General features: G+C 71.0%; 19 protein-coding genes. 11 read left to right on the top strand and 8 right to left on the bottom strand.

All coding sequences use genetic code 11. From position 1 onward, the window contains the following. Window positions 1–17: 17 nt before the first annotated feature. Window positions 18–542 (bottom strand): phage tail protein, encoded by a 525-nt coding sequence (locus tag AB0F38_RS09075; protein ID WP_033300128.1) that lies wholly within the window; start codon window positions 540–542, stop codon window positions 18–20. 42 nt (window positions 543–584) lie between these two features. After that, window positions 585–2,435, bottom strand: a complete 1,851-nt coding sequence (locus AB0F38_RS09070; RefSeq protein WP_361889025.1) for a phage tail sheath C-terminal domain-containing protein — start codon at window positions 2,433–2,435, stop codon at window positions 585–587. A gap of 610 nt (window positions 2,436–3,045) precedes the next feature. On the opposite strand from AB0F38_RS09070, the gene AB0F38_RS09065 reads away from it, so the two are divergent. The 4 genes from AB0F38_RS09065 (at window position 3,046) to AB0F38_RS09050 (ending at window position 6,875) form a co-directional block, all read left to right on the top strand. After that, window positions 3,046–3,534: a hypothetical protein gene (locus tag AB0F38_RS09065; RefSeq protein WP_361889022.1), complete on the top strand. Its 489-nt coding sequence runs from the start codon at window positions 3,046–3,048 to the stop codon at window positions 3,532–3,534. Window positions 3,535–3,742: 208 nt separating this feature from the next. Further along, the gene (locus AB0F38_RS09060) at window positions 3,743–3,964 is read left to right on the top strand and encodes a hypothetical protein (protein WP_361889019.1); all 222 of its coding nucleotides are present in this window, start codon (window positions 3,743–3,745) and stop codon (window positions 3,962–3,964) included. Window positions 3,965–4,114: 150 nt separating this feature from the next. Continuing rightward, window positions 4,115–4,663 (top strand): TetR/AcrR family transcriptional regulator, encoded by a 549-nt coding sequence (locus AB0F38_RS09055; protein ID WP_361889017.1) that lies wholly within the window; start codon window positions 4,115–4,117, stop codon window positions 4,661–4,663. A gap of 40 nt (window positions 4,664–4,703) precedes the next feature. Further along, window positions 4,704–6,875 (top strand): MMPL family transporter, encoded by a 2,172-nt coding sequence (locus AB0F38_RS09050; RefSeq protein WP_361889014.1) that lies wholly within the window; start codon window positions 4,704–4,706, stop codon window positions 6,873–6,875. A 116-nt stretch (window positions 6,876–6,991) separates the two neighbouring features. Here AB0F38_RS09050 and msrB read toward each other — a convergent pair whose 3' ends face one another. The 4 genes from msrB to AB0F38_RS09030 all read right to left on the bottom strand — a co-directional run bounded on the left by msrB (window position 6,992) and on the right by AB0F38_RS09030 (window position 10,238). Then, a complete protein-coding gene (gene msrB, locus AB0F38_RS09045) occupies window positions 6,992–7,399 on the bottom strand; it encodes a peptide-methionine (R)-S-oxide reductase MsrB (RefSeq protein ID WP_361889011.1) in 408 nt (135 codons plus the stop codon). 10 nt (window positions 7,400–7,409) lie between these two features. Then, window positions 7,410–8,804, bottom strand: coding sequence for a UDP-N-acetylmuramate--L-alanine ligase (gene murC / locus AB0F38_RS09040; protein WP_361889008.1), 1,395 nt, complete (start codon window positions 8,802–8,804; stop codon window positions 7,410–7,412). Between the two features lie 45 nt (window positions 8,805–8,849). After that, a complete protein-coding gene (locus tag AB0F38_RS09035) occupies window positions 8,850–9,302 on the bottom strand; it encodes an indole-3-glycerol phosphate synthase (protein WP_361889005.1) in 453 nt (150 codons plus the stop codon). A 153-nt stretch (window positions 9,303–9,455) separates the two neighbouring features. Next, window positions 9,456–10,238: a pyrimidine reductase family protein gene (locus tag AB0F38_RS09030; RefSeq protein ID WP_361889002.1), complete on the bottom strand. Its 783-nt coding sequence runs from the start codon at window positions 10,236–10,238 to the stop codon at window positions 9,456–9,458. 37 nt (window positions 10,239–10,275) lie between these two features. On the opposite strand from AB0F38_RS09030, the gene zapE reads away from it, so the two are divergent. From zapE to AB0F38_RS09010, 4 genes are all read left to right on the top strand, one after another. Beyond that, on the top strand, window positions 10,276–11,415 hold the full coding sequence (gene zapE / locus AB0F38_RS09025; RefSeq protein WP_361888999.1) for a cell division protein ZapE: 1,140 nt from the start codon (window positions 10,276–10,278) through the stop codon (window positions 11,413–11,415). 84 nt (window positions 11,416–11,499) lie between these two features. Next, a complete protein-coding gene (locus AB0F38_RS09020; protein ID WP_361888996.1) occupies window positions 11,500–11,925 on the top strand; it encodes an OsmC family protein in 426 nt (141 codons plus the stop codon). 135 nt (window positions 11,926–12,060) lie between these two features. Continuing rightward, complete coding sequence (locus AB0F38_RS09015) at window positions 12,061–13,437, top strand: alkaline phosphatase PhoX (protein ID WP_361888993.1); 1,377 nt, start codon at window positions 12,061–12,063, stop codon at window positions 13,435–13,437. A gap of 154 nt (window positions 13,438–13,591) precedes the next feature. After that, window positions 13,592–14,437, top strand: a complete 846-nt coding sequence (locus AB0F38_RS09010) for a polysaccharide deacetylase family protein (RefSeq protein ID WP_361888990.1) — start codon at window positions 13,592–13,594, stop codon at window positions 14,435–14,437. Window positions 14,438–14,464: 27 nt separating this feature from the next. Here the strand turns inward: AB0F38_RS09010 and AB0F38_RS09005 are convergent, their stop codons facing one another. Together AB0F38_RS09005 and AB0F38_RS09000 are read right to left on the bottom strand one after the other, a co-directional pair. After that, window positions 14,465–14,650, bottom strand: a complete 186-nt coding sequence (locus tag AB0F38_RS09005; protein ID WP_361888987.1) for a hypothetical protein — start codon at window positions 14,648–14,650, stop codon at window positions 14,465–14,467. Window positions 14,651–14,678: 28 nt separating this feature from the next. Then, a complete protein-coding gene (locus AB0F38_RS09000) occupies window positions 14,679–15,356 on the bottom strand; it encodes an AIM24 family protein (protein ID WP_361888984.1) in 678 nt (225 codons plus the stop codon). Between the two features lie 72 nt (window positions 15,357–15,428). Between AB0F38_RS09000 and AB0F38_RS08995 the strand changes: the two genes are divergently transcribed. The 3 genes from AB0F38_RS08995 (at window position 15,429) to AB0F38_RS08985 (ending at window position 18,727) form a co-directional block, all read left to right on the top strand. Next, complete coding sequence (locus AB0F38_RS08995) at window positions 15,429–16,190, top strand: peptidyl-tRNA hydrolase (RefSeq protein ID WP_361888981.1); 762 nt, start codon at window positions 15,429–15,431, stop codon at window positions 16,188–16,190. A gap of 192 nt (window positions 16,191–16,382) precedes the next feature. Next, window positions 16,383–17,684: a DUF692 domain-containing protein gene (locus AB0F38_RS08990; protein WP_361888978.1), complete on the top strand. Its 1,302-nt coding sequence runs from the start codon at window positions 16,383–16,385 to the stop codon at window positions 17,682–17,684. After that, window positions 17,681–18,727 carry a TIGR04222 domain-containing membrane protein gene (locus AB0F38_RS08985; protein ID WP_361888975.1) on the top strand — a complete coding sequence of 349 codons (1,047 nt, stop codon included), beginning with the start codon at window positions 17,681–17,683 and terminating at the stop codon, window positions 18,725–18,727. Before AB0F38_RS08990 ends, AB0F38_RS08985 begins: the two co-directional genes overlap by 4 nt. Window positions 18,728–18,762 lie beyond the last annotated feature (35 nt).

The following is an 18,762-nucleotide window of genomic DNA, read 5'->3' as shown; positions in this document are numbered from 1 at the left end:
AGGGTTCACGACGACGTTCAGGCCGGGTGGGTGAACGACGGTTCGACCGGTTCCGGGATCTCGTAATCGCGTTCCCAGCCCTCGCACTCCAGCTTCACACTCTGGATGGCGACGGCGTTGGCGTTCGCGTCGAGCTCGCCGATGACCTGGTACTCACTGACCCAGGCCCGGTAGAGCTTGTGCGAGACGGCCACCTGTCCGGCTTCGTTGAGCACCTGGATGATGATGTCCTTGCGGAAGTCCCGGAGCGAGACCTCCGAGCCCAGCCCGGCGCCCACCTGCCAGACCTTGTTGGCCCAGCGGTCGAATTCGGGATCATGAGTGACACCGCGTTCGAGCGTGACGCCCTCGAACTCGGAGCGGCCGGGTGACTTGCGGGGTGAACTGGGATCACCACCGTGTCGGTGTTTCACCACCTCGGTGGTGCGCTTGAGAGGACTGATCTTGCTGATGCCCGCGACCGTTCGACCGTCCCAGAGGACCAGGAACTTGAAATTCTTGTAGGGGTCGAAGCGATGGGCGTTGATCTGGAACTCAGCCATCGGATTCCTTCGTGTTCCTTTTCCTTGGCCAGGAAAGATCGGCTACGAGAGATCGAACTGCCCGGCGAACTGCTGGATCTTGACGATCACGAACTCCGCGGGCTTGACCGGAGCGATTCCGATCACGACGTTGACCACTCCGCGCTCGATGTCGGCGTCGGTGGTGGTGTCCTTGTCGCACTTCACGAAGTACGCCTCGCGCGGTGTGCCGCCCTTGAACGCGCCTTGCCTGAAGAGGTCGTTGAGGTAGGCCGACGCCTTGAGCCGGATCTGCTGCCACAGCTGTGCGTCGTTGGGTTCGAAGACGACCCACTGCAGTCCGCGGTAGAGGCTCTCCTCGACGTGCAGCGCGAGCCGCCGCACCGGCACGTACGTCCACTCGCTGTCGAGCGCGTCCGCGCCCTCGAGCGTGCGGGCGCCCCAGACCAGCGGCCCCACGACGGGGAAGGTGCGCAGGCAGTTCACACCCAGCTGGTTGAGCAGTCCGTTCTCCCGGTCGCTCAGCTTGACCGTCAGCGACCGGACACCGGCGAGGCGTGCCTCGGTCCCGGCCGGCGCCTTCCACACCCCGCGCTCGCCGTCGATGCGGGCGATCACCCCGGCCACGGCACCCGACGGCGGGAAGGAACGCAGCCGTCCGGTCAGCGGGTCGGTCAGCTGGAGGTGCGGGAAGTACAGCCCCGCGTGGTTGCTGCGTACGGGTTCGAACGCGCCGATCCCGGCCCGCACGGCGTCGACGCTGCCCCAGGTCGAGGGCGAGTCGACGAGCAGGAAGATCCGCCGCTCCTGGCAGAGCTGCTCGGCCGCCGAGAGGACGGTGACCATGTCCTCGGTGGACTCGTACGCCGACAGCTCCGGCAGCGCCAGCAGATTGACGTCGTCCACGTCACGCAGCGCCTGGAGGCCGGTTTTGCTCCCCTCGCTGCCGATGAGGTCGCGCGGGCCGGGGGCGTCGCCGTCCTTGCCGCCCTCCAGCGGGAAGACGGGCGGGTTGACCGAGGCCTCCAGACCCAGGTCGTTGGCGCACTCGCCGACGAAGCGGACCACGTCGTCCGGATCGACGGACCCGGCGACGACCTGGAGCCGCCTGCCGAACGCGGTGACCTCGGACCCGGCGAAGGCGTGCTTCCCGGGGGCGTCGGGCAGCGCGCGCAGCTTGCGCTCGAGCAGGAGGGCCAGCTCGGTGACGCTGCTCGGCGGCTCGCCGTCACGGTCGGGCTCGAAGAGCGTGAACTCACGCTCCACACCGCCGATCTTGACCTTGAGCTCGACTTCCAGGCCGGGCAGCTCCGCCGCGAACGGTTTGGAGACCGTGCCGGACGGGTCCGGCCGGTCCTCGTCGAGGGCCTTCACCCTGACGAGGGAGGAACCCGCGTTGACGACCGTCTCGACGAAGCGGCCGTGGCCGGAGTCCATGGACAGGCCGGTGAACGACTCCCGGCCTCCGCCACGGGCGTCGAGGATCTGGAGGTTGAACGTCCTGTCCGGTGCGGGGGTGTCGTGGTCCACGGCCACCCGCAGGCCCGAGCCCCACACTCCGGGCTCCTTCGCGTGCACCTCCAGTACCGGGCACTCGCTGTGCCCCTCCGTGGAGCGGAGGGTGACGCAGGCGTCCTCACCCGTGCCGGCCTTGGCCACCCGGACGATCACCGCGAGCGTGCCGCCGTTGCCGAAGAACTGGTGCACCGCGTAGCTGAGGGCGCTCTGCGAGGTGAGTCCGCCGAAGCGGCGCTCGAAGTCGGCGAAGCTGGTGATCCGTACCGGTCGGTTGAGCGGACCCCGGCGCGTGTGCCCCACGAACGCGGTCACCGAGGTGGTGACCGAGGCGATCGTACGGACGCCGCTGGGAAGTTCTTCGATGTACACACCGGGATAGCCCATGTGCGTCGGCATTCCCCCTCCATTCCCTTCGCGCACCAAGAGATGAGAGGAGAGGTGAGGGCGAGTTGCGTGCGTACGTCGAATCCGCACACACGATTCCCCCGCGTGTATCCCCCGTCGTTCACCCCGTGCGATATCTGGTCTCGCAGGGCCATCCGCATCCGCGCTCGTGGCTCCTGATGCATGAGTGCCTCTGGCGAGTGTGTATCGCCCCACGAGAACCGGTCAAGGTAGTGATTCGGTCATCCGGTGATACCGCCTGGCCGGATCGGCAATAAATGATTCGACATGGTCAGAGGATTTCCCCATCAGCGTATGAAGATTCAATTCACCATCGCTTCACAGAAAAATCGGAGCCCATGGGAGAAACAAGCCGAATCAACTCGGTGGCGGCGCGCCGCCGTGCGTCAGGATCACGAAGAATAGCCATTCGGTTCGAATCTCGGACGGATGTCACACTCGGGCCATATGGGATACCCGCAGCCCGCACGTGCCCTATCAGCAGCGGGCGACACCGCGTCGACAGGGCGGCGGCCGGACCCGGGACCGGAGAGCGGCAGGTACCGTAGGGAGGACGATTTCGTGGGCCTCCTGGCGGGCTGCGTACACCCAGGAGGAACACATGACGACGAACCGCGGGCGCAAGGACGTCATCCGGGACCGGATGGCCGCGACCGGAGAGTCGTACAACGTCGCCGCGCGCAATCTGAAGGCGATGAAGGACATGGGCGCCACCCGCGATGCCATGCTCATCCAGCGCTGGCAGCCCGCCGGGTCGCTGGACGTGCCCTGTCCGTGCGGCGGCACCTGTGAGCCGGGCGAGAGGTGCGACCACTGCCACGCCTGGCACCGGCACGTGAAGCGGTACCCGGGCAGCGTCACGGACGTGGAGGTCTGGGCGGACCGCTACGAGTGCCTGGGCTGCTCGTCCTCGTACACCCTGACCGTCCGTCTGGGCGGACGGCCGTGGGGCGTTGCCGAAACCGTGGTCCAGGGCGGGTCGGCGGAGGAGGTCGTGCGCGCCCGGGTGTTCCCCGGGGTCGTACACCCGCTGCTGCGGGCCGAGGCGACCCAGGAGAGCGACCAGGACCAGGGCGTCCGCAGAGCCTGACGCCCGACAGTACGTCGTGGCGACTCGTCGCACATCGCCCTGATGAATCGTGTCCCGTGGTGGAGCCGTTGCCGCGGTCGCGTACGGCCAGGCCGGTTCGGCCGGCCGCAGGTCATCAACTGAATCCCTGCGCGATCACCGCGCCGGACATCACGGCCGGAAAGCCGAACCGACGCTCCACCTGATTCATCCGCGAAGAGCCGGTGGAGTGCTGCTCGGACCGGTCGGTCGTACACCCGCCCGGGCCCGCGACACCTGTGGGTCACGGCCGCTGACGAACAACTCCTGGCAGGACAACAAGTACCCCTTGCGCACCGGGGAGTTCGAGCCACGGATGATCCCGCCCACGGCACCGCGCGCGGGAATCGCCGACCTCATGCTCGTGGGAGCGGAGACGCCACGTTTCAGCGGCGCGGACACCATGTCCTGATCGGCAGCCGCTCGGCCGGCCACACCGCCCGAGCCCCGCGGCCGACCAGTGCGGCCGGCCGCGACGGCGAGGAGCCGGAGTGACGGGCGTCACGAAGAACCCCTGACCGATCGGTCAGCTCTGACCGATCGGTCAGCTACGGTGGGGTCCATGCCACGTCCGCCGTCCGCGATGCGCCGTCAGATTCTCGATTCCGCACTGCTTCTCTTCTCCGAGCACGGTTTCAAGGGGACCTCGCTGCACGACATCGCAGTCGAGGCGCACTGCTCCAAGGCGTCCCTGCTGTACCACTTCACCGGCAAGGACGCGATCCTCACCGAGCTGCTGACTCCGCCGGCCGAGAGTCTCTCCGCCATGAGCGAGGAGCTGGCGGCGCTGAACGGCGATCAGGCCGTCGAAGCGGCCGTCACGGGCTACGTCGGCCTCGCGATGCGCTACCACCTGGAAGTAAAGATCATCTTCGCCGAACTGCCCGACATGCTCGGCCATCCGGTACTGGCCGTCATCCCCCGGGCGGTCGACCAGCTCGCGGATGCGCTGGGCGGCCGTTCGGCGGAACCACGTGCGCGTGTCATGGCTCAGATGGTGATCGGCGGCGTGGCCGTCACGGTCGCCGCCGACGTGGACGTCGACCCCGGCACGATGCGTGCCGAACTGGTCCAGGGAGCGCTGAGAACCCTCGGGCATCCGACCGGCTGACAGTAGTCGTCCAGACCGAAGAGAAAGACGCCTCTATCGCATGGCAATCCTGCTGTACCGGCTCGGCCGGCTGTCCTTCCGCCGCCGAGGGCGTGTCCTCGCCCTCTGGCTCCTGCTGCTCGCCCTGCTCGGCGGGGGCGCGGCAGCCTTCAGCGGGCCCACCACCAGCAAGTTCTCGATCCCGGGCACCGAGTCCCAGAAGGCCCTGGACTTGCTCTCCCGGGAATTCCCGCAGGCGGGCGGCGCGACGGGGACCATAGTCGTCGCCGCGCCCGAGGGCGGGACGCTCACGCCCTCGGCTGTGGCCCCCGTGACCGAGGAGGCCGCCGAGGTCCCCGGTGTCCTCGCGGCCGTCGACCCCTTCGCGGCCAGGGCCGTATCGCAGGACGGCCGGTACGCCCTGATCCAGGTGCAGTTCGAGTCAGGTGTCGACGGGATCACCGACACGCAGCGGGAGGCGTTCACGAAGGCGGGCGCGTCCGTCGCGGATCTGCGCGTCGAACACGGCGGCGAGATCATGCGGGGCGTCCCGGAGATCGGCTCGACCGAGATCATCGGTGTGGCCGTCGCCGCCCTCGTCCTGGTCCTCACCTTCGGTTCGCTGGTGGCGGCGGGCATGACCCTGCTGAACGCCCTGGTCGGCGTGGCCGCCGGTATGGCCGGGCTCTTCGCCCTCAGCAGCACCGTGGAGCTGACCAGCACCGCGCCCATCCTGGCGCTCATGCTGGGCCTGGCCGTCGGCATCGACTACGCCCTGTTCATCACCTCCCGTTATCGCCACTACCTCGCGGAAGGCATGGACGGGGAGGAAGCAGCGGGCCGGGCTGCCGGGACCGCCGGTTCGGCCGTCGTCTTCGCGGGCGCCACCGTCGTCATCGCACTGGCCGGGCTCGCGGTCGCGGGCGTGCCCTTCCTCACGGTCATGGGCCTGGCCGCCGCCGCCACGGTCGCTCTCGCGGTGCTGGTGTCCCTCACTCTGCTACCGGCCGTCCTCGGCTTCGCCGGCACCCGCGTCCTGCCCCGGAAGCGCCGGGCACAGGTCCCTACGCCCGCCTCCCCTCCCGTCGAGGCCGAGGCCGGCTTCGGCTTCCGCTGGGGCCGGATCGTGGCACGGCTGCGCGTCCCCGTCCTCGTGCTCGGCGTCGTCGGCCTCGGCGCTCTCGCCCTCCCCGTGCAGGACATGCGTCTGGCACTGCCCGACGCGGGCACCGAGGCGGTCGGGTCACCGAACCGGGAGGCCTACGACCTGACCACCGAGGGGTTCGGCGAGGGCTTCAACGGCCGGCTGGTCGCCGTGGTGTCCGCCGGCACCCCGCGGGCGACCGCTGCGGCGGCCGAGGAGACCGCCGCGCTCATCACGGACACCGGCGGGGTGCTGGCCGTCGCCGCCCCGCAGACGAACGAGAAGGGCACCACCGCCCTCCTGGCCGTCATCCCCGAAACCGGTCCCACCGCCGCCACGACCGAGGACACCGTCAACGAGATCCGTGACCGGGTCGCGGACGTCGAGGGCGCCGCCGTCTCGCTGACCGGTGCCACCGCGGTCGGTATCGACGTCTCCGAGAAGCTCGCCGCCGCGCTGCCGGTCTATCTCCTGCTGGTGGTCGGGCTCTCCGTCCTGCTGCTGATGCTCGTCTTCCGGTCGATCCTGGTACCCGTCAAGGCGGCACTGGGCTTCCTGCTGACCATCGGTGCCACCTTCGGAATCACCGTAACGATCTTCCAGGAAGGCCATCTGGCGGAGCTGGTGGGCCTCGACACACCCGGACCGCTGGTCAGCTTCCTGCCCATCCTCCTGATCGGCATCCTCTTCGGGCTGGCCATGGACTACGAGGTCTTCCTCGTCTCGCGGATGCGGGAGGACTTCGTCCACGGCGCCGATGCCCGCGAGTCCGTCATCAGCGGTGTCGGCCACAACGCGCGTGTGGTCACGGCCGCGGCAGTGATCATGACCGCGGTCTTCGGCGGATTCGTGTTCATGCCGGACCCGATCATCAAGTCCATCGGGTTCGCCCTGGCCATCGGCGTGCTCATCGACGCCTTCATCGTCCGCATGGCCCTCGTGCCGGCGGTGATGCATCTGCTGGGGCGCGCCGCGTGGTGGCTGCCCCGCCCGGTCGACCGGGTCCTGCCGGACCTCGACATCGAGGGCGAACGACTGCGGCGCGAGATCCCGGCGCAGCGGGAGCCGGTGGAACTCGTGAAGGCGTGAGAGCGCCGGTGTCCCCGGCCTGAAGGGCACCGGCGGGGCCGGCCTCGCCCTGCCGGCCGCCCGTCAGGAGCGGACCTCCTGCCGGGCGGCCTCCTGCCCGGGACCCGGTGGCCGGCTCAGCTCTCGTCCGGCGCCAGCGTCAGCGAGATCGAGTTGATGCAGTACCGCTGGTCCGTGGGCGTGGGGTAGCCCTCGCCCTCGAAGACGTGGCCCAGGTGCGAGCCGCAGCGGGAGCACCGCACCTCGGTACGGGTCATGCCGAGGCTGGTGTCCTGGATCAGCTCGACGGCTTCGGTGTCCTTCGGGTCGTAGAAGGACGGCCAGCCGCAGTGCGACTCGAATTTGGTGTCGGAGCGGAACAGCTCCGCACCACAGGCCCGGCAGGAGTAGACACCCGCGGTCCTGGTGTCGGTGTACTCACCCACGAACGCGGGCTCGGTGCCCGCCTTGCGCAGCACCGCGTACTCGGCGGGGCTCAGCTCCGCCCGCCATTGCTCGTCCGGCTTCTCGACGTCGTACGACACGGTGGCTCCCTCAGCTCGACAGGTGGTCCAGGATCTGCGGGCCGAGGTCGGTGACGTCGCCCGCTCCCATGGTGAGAACCAGATCGCCCGGCTTCGCCATTCCCGCGACGACGGCGGGGACCGCCGCCTTGTCGTGGACGGCCGTGACGTCGGCTCCGGCCGCCTTCGCGGCGTCGATGATCAGGGTGCTGGTGATGCCCGGGACCGGGTCCTCGCGGGCCGGGTAGATGTCCAGGACGACGGAGGCGTCGGCGAGGGCGAGCGCCTGTCCCATCTCTGTGCCGAGCTCCTGGGTGCGGGAGAAGAGGTGGGGCTGGAAGACCACCAGGAGTCGGGCGTCGGTGGCCGCGCCGCGCATGGCCGCGAGGTCGGCCGTCATCTCCGTGGGGTGGTGCGCGTACGAGTCGATGACCTGGACGCCGGCCGCCTCGCCCTTGAGCTGGAGGCGGCGCTTGACGCCGGTGTACTTGCCGAGTGCGGAGGCCAGGTTGTGCGCCGGGATGCCGAGGGCGACACCGGCGGCGAGGGCGGCGACCGCGTTGTGCGCGTAGTGGCTGCCGGGCACGGAGACCGTGAAGGTGAGGTACTTGCCGTTGAGGACGACCGTGACCTCGCTGGTCAGGCCGCGCGGGGTGACCTTGTGGACGCGTACGTCGGCGTTCTCGGACTCGCCGTAGGTGACGACGTCGAGGGACGCGATGTCGCGGACCCGGCGGGTCAGCTCCACCGCGCCGGGCTGGTCGGCTGAGACGACGAGCGTGCCGCCCGGGACGACCTTGCCGACGAACGTCTCGAAGGAGTCGTAGATCTCCTCCATCGAGGCGTAGTTCGCGTGGTGGTCCAGCTCGACGTTGAGGACGATGGCGACCTGGGGGTCGTACTTCTGGAAGCTGCGGTCGCTCTCGTCGGCCTCGGCCACGAAGATGTCGCCGCCGCCGTGCGCGGCGTTCGTGCCCGGGCCCTCCAGGTCGCCGCCGATGGCGTACGAGGGGTCGAGGGCCAGCTCCGAAAGGGCGACGGCGAGCATCGACGTGGTCGTGGTCTTGCCGTGCGTCCCGGCGACCGCGATGGCGCGCAGGCCCTCCATGAGGGCGGCGAGCGCGTCGGAGCGGTGCACGACCGGGATGGACAGCTCCGCGGCGCGGGCCAGTTCGGGGTTGTCCGCGCGGATGGCGCTGGAGACGACCACGCAGGACGCGTCGTCCGCCAGATGACCGGCGGCGTGCCCGATGTGGACGGTCGCCCCCAGCGCGCGCAGGGCCTCGGCGGTGGCGGACTCCTTGGCGTCGCTGCCCGCCACCTTCGCTCCCCGCTGGGCGAGGATCTTGGCGATGCCCGACATTCCGGCGCCGCCGATGCCGATGAAGTGCGGCCGTTCCAGGGCGGCAGGAATACCGGGTGCCATGCGTGCGTCTCCGAGGGTGCGAGGTGGGTGCGGTCCGGCCCCAGCCTATTCGCTGTGCGCGAAGAGCTTGAGCACCGGTACGCCGACCTTGTGCCGGGCCCGGGAAGCCCAGTCGCGGTGGAAGAACTCCTCCACGTAGTGCGGGGCGGTCAGCACGATGACCTCGTCGGCCCCCGAGTCCTCGACCACGGACTTCAGTTTGTCCAACGGGTGGTCCTCGATCACCTGCCCGACGGCTTCCGCCCCGGCCCCGCGCAGCTCCTGGAGCGAGTACTCCAGGGCGACCGCCGCGGGCTCCTGCGCCGCCTTGCCCTCCGGTTCCTCGCCCTCGCGGACCGCTTCTCTCAGTTCGCCGAGCGCCACGTCGTCGATCGCCCGGAGCAGGACGTCGGCCTGATCACCGCGTGGCTGCATCAGTACGACGAACGAGATCCGCTCCTCGCCGTGGAGGGTCGTGACGAATTCCACGTCCTCGGGGGTGAGCGGCTTCTCGATCATCAAAACGCTTGTGAACACGGCAGGCGCCCTTCCGTTTCATCTCATCGGCCCTGGACGGCCGCTGCTGAAACCATCCTGCCCCGCAATTGCACGGGGTTGCAGGACTAAGTGTGCCCACCCGGAGTTAACCGGAACGATAAATTCCGCTCAGTGTCAGATCTTCCCGTACCGACTGAAGAGGAATCCTGCCTCCTCCAGCAGCGACACAAGAGAGAAACGTTCCGGCACGGTCACCGGCGGGCCGCCCGAGATCCGCTGGGCGTCCCCGGCGACGAGCATCGGCGACAGGGTCAGACAGAGCTCGTCCAGCGCCCCGGCCGCCACGAACTGGCCGAGCAGCCGCGGCCCGCCCTCCGTGAGCAGCCGGCGGTGCCCGCGTGCGGCCAGCTCCGCCACCGCTCGCGCCGGGTCGACGGCCGCGCCGTCCCCCGCGGTCAGCACCTCGGCGCCCGCCTCCCGGGCCGCGCGAACCCGGTCGGCGGGTGCCGCGGCCCCGGTGACCACCAGGGTCGGGACCAGGGGCGAGACGAAGAGCGGCAGGGAGAAGTCCAGGTCCAGGCTCGCGCTCACGACGGCGATGACGGGGGCGGGCCCCTGCCCGGCCGCCGCGCGCCGCGCGGCGAAGGCGTCCCGGGCCCTGGCGGGCCGGTAGCCCTCCTTGCGCGCCGTCCCGGCACCGACGACGACCACGTCGGCCAGTCCTCGCAGGGTGCCGAAGATCCGCATGTCGGCCGCGGAGGAAATGCCCTGGGAGCGGCCGTCGTGATGGGCCGCGCCGTCCAGGGTGGACACCATGTTGGCGCGCAGCCAGGGGCGGTCGACGCCGGGGTACGCGTAGGCGTCGGCCAGTTCGTCGAGGGTCCACTCGCGATCGGTGGCCGCGGTGGTACCGGCGGCCGGGGGTGTCAGGTCCGTCACAGGGAGCAGGCGTCGCATGCCCCGCAGTCTGGCACGGCCCTTAAGGTGGAGAGTTGTGTCGTCCTCCACCGCCGTGCCGGGGCAGAGCCCCATAGCCGAAACGGCCCCGAAGTCCCTGTGCGCCCTCGAGCCGCGCGTCCCCGCCGACCGCCTGGTCGCGGAGATGGTGCCGCCGCCGCGCTTCGACTCGGTGCGCTTCGATACGTACGAACCCGACCCCGGTCAGCCGAGCCAGACCGAGGCCGTCGAGGTGCTCAGCGCTTTCGCCGGCGGGCTCGGCGGGGCGCATGCCACCGGCGCGGGCAGGAAGGGGCGGGCACGAGGCGCGTCCGCCGGGGGGTGGTGGCGGGCGACGGGTGGGCTGTTCGGCAGGAAGACCGCCACGCCCGCCGGCCCGCGGGGTGTCTACCTCGACGGCGGTTACGGCGTCGGCAAGACCCATCTGCTGGCCTCCCTGTGGCACGCCACCCCGGCCGCTCCCTCGCTGAAGGCCTTCGGCACGTTCGTCGAGCTGACCAATCTGGTCGGCGCGCTGGGCTTCCAGCAGACCGTGCAGACCCTGAGCGGCCACCGGCTCCTGTGCATCGACGAATTCGAACTGGATGACCCGGGTGACACGGTTCTGGTGTCGTCCCTGCTCAGCAGGCTCGTGGAGGCGGGCGTAGCGCTGGCCGCCACCTCGAACACCCTGCCCGGCAAGCTCGGCGAGGGCCGTTTCGCCGCAGCCGATTTCCTGCGCGAGATCCAGGGACTCTCCGCCCACTTCCGGCCGCTGCGGATCGACGGCGAGGACTACCGGCACCGCGGGCTGCCCGAGGCCCCGCCGCCGTACTCCGACGAGGAGGTCACCCGGGCCGCGTACGCCACCCCCGGGGCCTCCCTGGACGACTTCCCCTCGCTGCTCGACCATCTCGCGCGGGTCCACCCGAGCCGCTACGGCGCGCTGACCGACGGGATCACGGCGGTCTGCCTCACGGATGTGCGGCCGGTCCCGGACCAGTCGACGGCCCTGCGACTGGTGGTGCTCGCGGACCGGCTCTACGACCGCGAGGTCCCGGTGCTCGCATCCGGTCTTCCGTTCGACCGGCTGTTCAGCGAAGAGATGCTGAACGGCGGGTACCGGAAGAAGTACTTCCGGGCGATCTCCCGGCTGACGGCACTGGCGCGTGACGCAAAGGGACTGGTGGCGCAGTAGGTTCGGGTGCGTACCGCGTGCGAGGTGCCCCCGGGTGCCTCGTACGTCCCGTTCAACCGCGCACACCGTTCGAAGGGATCCAGCATGGCTACCACGCGTCAGGCGCACACGGTCTGGGAAGGCAACCTGCTCGAGGGCAAGGGCGTCGTCACCCTCGACTCCTCCGGGGTCGGGGAGTTCCCGGTCTCCTGGCCGTCCCGCGCGGAGAAGGCGAACGGCAGGACCAGCCCGGAGGAGCTCATCGCGGCCGCGCACTCCAGCTGCTTCTCGATGGCCCTCTCCAACGGCCTGGCCACGGCGGGCACCCCGCCCACCAAGCTGAACACCCAGGCCGAGGTCACCTTCCAGCCCGGCACCGGCATCACCGGCATCCACCTCACGGTGGAGGGCGAGGTGCCCGGTCTGGACGAGGCGGGCTTCGTGAAGGCGGCCGAGGACGCCAAGGCGAACTGCCCGGTCAGCCAGGCGCTCACGGGTACGACCATCACGCTCACCGCGTCGCTGGCCTGACCTCTCGACGCCCCTGAGGCCTCTTCCGCCCCAGGGGCACATCGAGGCACGGTGGCCCGCATGGTTCCCGCGTGACACGTCGCGTGGTACACACATGCGGGTCACTACACCTGTCCGCCAACAGGGAGTTGCCTCATGTCATCCGCACCACGACGACTCGCGACACGACGCCAGGTCCTGGCCCGAAGCGGCGCCACCGCCGCCTCGGTCGCCTTCGCCGGAGCCTTCACCGAACTCTTCGCGGGCACAGCCGCCGCACGGGGCCACAGCGGCTACGGCCCCCTCCTGCCGGACCCGGACGGCCTGCTCGACCTGCCGAAAGGTTTCCGCTATCGGGTCCTCTCCCGCGAGGGCGACCCGCTCCGCTCCGGCGAGGGGCGGGTTCCCGGCAATCACGACGGCATGGCAGCCTTCGCCGGCCGCCGAGGCCGGGTCCATCTGGTGCGCAACCACGAGAACCGGGTCACGGGCAGGATCGGTGTCCCGGCCGTCGAGGGCCTCACGTACGACCCGATGGGCAAGGGCGGCTGTACGGCCCTGGAGCTCGACAGCCGGAACAACGTGCTCGGCGAGCGGGTGGCCATCGCCGGTACGGCCGTCAACTGCGCGGGTGGTCCCACTCCGTGGAACACCTGGCTGACCTGCGAGGAGACCGAGGACAAGGCCGGCACCAACGGCTACACGAAGGACCACGGCTTCGTCTTCGAGGTGGACGGTGCCGATCCGCGCCGCACCGGGGCCGTGCCCCTGACCGCGATGGGCCGCTTCCAGCACGAGGCGATCGCTGTCGACCCGAGGAGCGGGATCGTCTACGAGACCGAGGACGCGTTCGAGCGGCCGTTCGGGCTCTTCTACCGCTTCCTCCCCGAGAAGCCGCTCGGCGGCACGGGCTCGCTGCGGGCGGGGGGCGCGCTCGAAGCCATGCGGGTCCCCGGGGTGCCCGACCTGTCCGCGGTCCAGGAGACCGGTGCGAGCTTCGACCGGGTCGAGTGGGTCCCGGTCCCCGACCCGCAGGCCGCCGGAACGCCGATCCGGCTGCAGGACTTCGGCCCGAAGGGCATCACGCACGCCCAGAAGCTGGAGGGCTGTTACTGGGGCGGCTCGTCCGTCTACTTCGTCTCCAGCTTCGCGCACAGCTCGCAGGGGTCCGCGGCCGACCACTTCGGCCAGGTCTGGCGCTACGAGCCGAAGCGGCGCCGGCTGACGCTGGTGGTCGTCTTCGGCCCGGACACGGACATCCAGCTGCCCGGCGAGTCCCCCGACAACATCTGTCTCGCCGCCGACGGCGGGCTGATGGTCTGCGAGGACGGCGGCGGCGCGCAGCACGTGCTCGGGGTGACGCGCCACGGAGAGGTCTATCCGATGGCGCGGGGGCGGCAGAACATCGGGACCGCCGACGACCCCGAGTGGGGCGAATTCGCGGGGGTCACGTTCTCGCCGGACGGCGGGACGATGTTCGTGAACTGCTACGCGCCCGGGACGACGTTCGCGGTGACGGGACCCTGGCGCTGAGCGTCCGGGAAGAGGCCGCGGGGCCGGGCAGCGGTGACTGCCCGGCCCCGCGGCGGTTCCGCGTGCCGTGTGCCGTGTGCCGTGTGCCCGGGGGCGCCGGCGCGGCCGGAGTGCCGTGCACAGATTCTGATGACCCATCAGCTAGCGTTTTCCGGTGATCACATCTGTTCGTACGACGACACTGCTGACGGTTCTGGGAGCGGTCCTCACCGCCTGCGGCAGTCCGGAGGCCCCGCGCACCGCGACCCTCGCTCCCCCGGCGGGTCCGAGCCCGGGAGCCACGGCGAAGGCGGCGGAGGGACCGCCCACGACGGCTCCCGGACCGGAGGGCCTGACCCCGGTCTTCGAGCGCCGGGCCACCGGGGCCGACAAGGTCGTGGCACTCACCTTCGACGCGGACATGACCGCGGATCAGGGAGCACGTGCCGCGGCGGGTGAGCACTTCGACAACCCGGGTCTGATCGAGCTGCTGCGCCGGCTGAAGGTGCCTTCGACGGTCTTCATGACCGGGCGGTGGGCGCAGGAGTACCCGTCCCAGGCCCGCTCGATCGGCAACGATCCGCTGTTCGAGATCGCCAACCACTCGTTCAGCCACCACGCCTTCTCCTCGCCCTGTTACGGGCTGCCGGTCCTCGCGAAGGCCGATATGCGCGGCGATGTGGAGCGGGCCTTCACCGCGATCCGGGGGACGGGGGCACGTCATGTGGTGCCGTACTTCCGCTTCCCCGGCGGCTGCTACGACGACGCGTCGCTGAAGGCCCTGGCGCCGACGGGGGTGACGGCGGTGCAGTGGGACGTCGTCAGCGGGGACGCGTTCGCCACGGACGCGGACGCGGTGGCCGAACAGGTGCTGGCCGGGGTGAGGCCCGGTTCGCTGGTGGTCATGCACTGCACGCGCAGCGCGGCACCCGTCACCGACAGGGCGCTGCGGAGGGTGATCCCGGAGCTGCGCGAGCGGGGCTACCGCTTCGTCAAGGTCTCCGAGTTGATGCGCGGCTGAGGCCCGTCGCGCCCGGCCCGCCCCGGGTCAGCCGGAGCAGGCCGTGCGCCCCGCCTCCTGCCACGCGCAGACCGGACAGAGAGTGCTGCCCTTCGCCGACTCCGGGTACTCGGTCGGCTTCCGGCACAGTACGCATGCGGCGTACGGCGGTCCCGCGTCCGCGGGTGCGGGTGCGGGGGCCGGCACGGGCGTCACGCAGTACGCATCGTCCATGCGTACGAGCGTACCCACCCGGGCGGGATCAGTTGGCCGACGCCTTCTCCGGCTTGAGCTCGCTGGGCCGGACGATCACGAATCCCTCGCCCTGCAGCATCAGCTGGACGGCCTCGCCGGAGCCACCGCGCACCATGGAGCCGAAGCTCTGTGAGCGGTGCAGCGTGGTGGAGAGCTGGGCGCTCCAGCCGACGACCGCGTCCGTGTCGACGTACACCGGCTGCTGGGCCGTGACGGGGATCACGATGGGCTGGCCGTCGCATATGAGGCCGAGCTTGCCGTAGCCGCTGAAGACGCTGTTGAAGAGACCGCCGCCGGTCATTCCGGCGCCCTTGACCGTCTTGATCTCGTACGCGAGGCTCGCGTCGAAACACAGGACGTTGCGGCCGTTGACGGTCAGGACGTCTCCCTGCTCCATCTCCACGATGAAGCAGCTGGCCGCCTCGTGGGCGAACCACGCCTCGCCCTGACCGCGGACCGCCATGAGCGGCAGGCCCTCGCCGGTGACCGCGCGCTTGAGCATGCCGCCGATGCCCTGGCCCTTGCGCTCGAACTGCAGATTTCCGCGGAAAGCGATCATCGATCCCTGACGCGCGTGCATCTCACCGTTGACGGCGTACTTGATGGACTTGGCGTTCTGGAGGGACATGCCGGGGGTGGTGGCCTGCTCGGCCATGTGCTCGCTGGAAAAGAGGTCGCTCTTCATGTCCGGCATCCTCACCCGGAGCCCTTCGTTCCAGCAAGGACCGGTCTCCGCGGGCCTGGCAGACTGGACTCCGTGAGCAGCGACGATCTTCCCGAGCCCCTTCCCCGGTCCGTCCCGGAGCCCGTTCCCGCAGACCCCGCGGACAGCCCGTTCCGTACGGAGCCGACCACCCGCGACGAGGCACCGCAGTTCGTGCTGCCGCTCGTGGTGCACATCGAGAAGGCGGACCCGCCGGCGCGTACCGACGCGCTGCGGACCGCCGCCCGGGCGGTGCTCACGATGCTCTCCGACGAACGTTCGCTCGGTGAGGGCGAGTGGGCCCAGGTGATGCGGGACTGGCAGGACGCCCGGATCCGCAAGGTGGTGCGGCGGGCGCGGGGCTCGGAGTGGCGCAGGGCGTCCGCGCTGCCCGGGATCACGGTCACGGGTGAGCACGCGGAGGTACGGGTGTTCCCGCCGGTTCCCCTGGACGGCTGGCCCAAGGAGCTGGCCAAGCTGCAGGTGTCGGGCACGGATCTGGACGACCCCGCGCCGCCGGCCGCACCCGGTCCGGCCGATCCGGTGCTGTGGATGAATCCGGCGGTCGGCATGTCGGCGGGCAAGGCCATGGCACAGGCCGGGCACGGTGCGCAGCTGGCCTGGTGGGAGCTGTCGGACACGGAGCGCAAGGCCTGGCGGGAGGCCGGCTTCCCGCTGTCCGTCGCCACGCCCGACGCGGACCGCTGGCAAGAGCTCACCGTGAGCGGGCTGCCGGTGGTGCGGGACGCCGGGTTCACCGAGATCGCGCCGGGATCCTGCACGGTGGTCGCGGACCATCCGGCACTGCGCCGCTGAACACCGCCGCGTCTCGTTCACCTCGCGCCCGAAGCCGCCCACGACTCAGCCGTTGCCGCGGACCTGGGCACAGCCGTGCGGATCCCCGGGAACCTCGGATCCACCTCTGAACGTCCCCCTTCTCGGATTCACCACCGCCCGGCGGGGCCATGACCCCTGCACGGGGCGATGGATCCGGACGAGGGGGACGGGATGAAGCTGGGAACCGGCATCGGCTGGCGGCCCGAGATCGAGGACACCGTCGAAGCGCTGCCCGGGATCGACTGGGTCGAGGCGGTCGCGGAGAACCTCTGCGCCGATCACCTTCCGGCCTCGCTCGTGCGCCTCAGGGAGCGCGGCGTCACCGTCGTCCCGCACGGCGTCTCGCTGGGCCTCGGCGGGGCCGACCGCCCGGACGCGGGCCGCCTCGCGGACCTGGCCGCACGGGCCGTACTGCTGGACGCACCACTGGTCACGGAGCACATCGCGTTCGTGCGGGCCGGGGGGCCGCTCACCGCGTCGCCGGGGCTGGAGGCGGGCCATCTGCTGCCCGTGCCGCGGACCTGGGACGCGCTGGAGGTGCTCTGCGAGAACGTCCGGATCGCGCAGGACTCACTGCCCGTGCCGCTGGCCCTGGAGAACATCGCCGCGCTGATCTCCTGGCCGGACGAGGAGCTGACCGAAGGGCAGTTCCTCGCCGAGCTGGTCGAGCGCACGGGAGTGCGACTGCTGATCGACGTCGCCAATCTGCACACCAATCACGTCAACCGGGGCGAGGACCCCGCGCAGGCCCTCGACGAACTGCCGGTCGAGGCCATCGCGTACGTCCATGTGGCGGGCGGCGTCGAGAAGGACGGGGTCTGGCACGACACGCACGCCCATCCCGTGACACGCCCCGTCCTGGACGTGCTGGCCGAGCTCCGTTCGCGGGTCGATCCGCCGGGTGTCCTGCTGGAGCGCGACGACGACTTCCCGTCGGCCGCTGAGCTGGCCGGCGAGCTGACCGCCATCCGCGCCACGTGGGCCGCTGCGGCCGGCGTTCCGGCGCCCGCGCGGCAGCGGCCCGCCCGGCCCCCGGAGCCGGCCGGACGGACCGCCGGTGCCCGTGAGCGGGTCGGCGCGGCCCAGAGCGCGCTGCTCTCGTCGCTGGTCGCCGGTACGCCCGCCCCGGCGGGTTTCGACCACCGGCGGCTCGGGGTGCAGAGCCGCGCCCTGGCCGCCAAGCGGGCCGAGGTCGTCGCCAAGGTGGCACCGGAGCTCCCGGAGATCCTCGGCGACGGCTACCGCGAGGCGTTCCTCGCGTACGCCAGGACCCGGCCGATGTCCGCCGGATACCGCCGCGACGCCCTGGACTTCGCCGAGCGGCTGCTCATCGCGGGCCGCCCGGCGGACGAGGCGTCCCGTATCCGGCTGACCCACTGGTGGCAGGACCGGGCGGCGCCGCGTCCGCCGCGCCGAAGGGCCAGGCTGGCCCGGGCGGCCCGTGCCGCCCTCATGGGAAGGTGCCCCCGATGAACGTCCTCGCCCTTCTGCTGACCCTCGCCGTGGTCGTCTCCTCGACGCTCCTGATCGTCGCGACCCGCGACGCCGGCCGTCGCGGAGCCGACTCCGGCGGTTACGCGCACGATCGGTCCGAGGCCGCCTTCCTCCACGGCGGCCCCGCCAGGGTCGTGGACACCGCGCTCACCGCCCTGCACGCGGACGGGCGCCTGGTCATCGGCGGTCCCGGCATCGTCGCCGTACAGCGGGCGGAGGCCCGTGACGCGGTGGAGCGTGCCGTGCTCCAGGAGCTGGCCGCCGCCCCGAGCGGGGCCCTGCACACGCTCCGGCAGGCCGTGATGCGGCATCCGGCGGTGCAGGAGATCGGTGACGGTCTCGCGGCCCGCGGGCTGATGGTCGCGCCGGGCGGGAGCCGCACCCGCCGCCGGTGGGCACTCCTCCAGGGGACGCTGTGCACGGTGGCCGTTCCCGTCAGCCTGATGCTGACCTTCGTCCAGTACACCCTGCACGACGGACACACGGACACGCCGTTCCCGTTCATCGTCAAGGTGCTGCCCGCACTCGTGGCCGGCAGCGTCATCGGCTTCCTCGCCGCCGCCTCGGCCAAGGCCCGGGTCACCCGGGCCGGGCGCCTGGCCGCCGACGGATACCGGGCCACCCAGGCCCATGTGACGGACCCGGCCCACCTGGTGGCCACCGTGGGGCTGCGCGCACTCACCGACCCCGTACTCCAGGGGCAGTTGCTGGCCGCCGCCCGGCATCCGTCGGTCCGGCGCCCCTCGTCGTCCTCCGCGACGCACTCCCCGTCGACGGACTCGTACGCGGCGAGCACCGCGCTCCTGCCGGTGATGTGGTGCGCCGGTGCGGGCCCCGGCAGCGGGAGTTGCGGCAGTTCCGGCGGCGGTGGCGGCCACGGGGGCGGTTCCTCCTGCGGTTCCGGATCGGGCTGCGGTGGAGGATCGGGCGGCGGGTCGAGCTGCGGCGGCGGCAGCGGGTCGAGCTGTGGCAGCAGCAGTGGTTCGAGCTGTGGGGGTTCCAGCTGCGGCAGCAGCTCCTGACACCGAGCGGCCGGGGACGGCAGAAGGGCCGCCCC

Origin of the sequence: Streptomyces sp. NPDC025273 (genome assembly GCF_040638585.1) — a bacterium.
GTDB classification, from domain to species: Bacteria; Actinomycetota; Actinomycetes; order Streptomycetales; family Streptomycetaceae; genus Streptomyces; species Streptomyces cinereorectus.
This window is presented reverse-complemented; position numbering and strand designations above follow the sequence as displayed.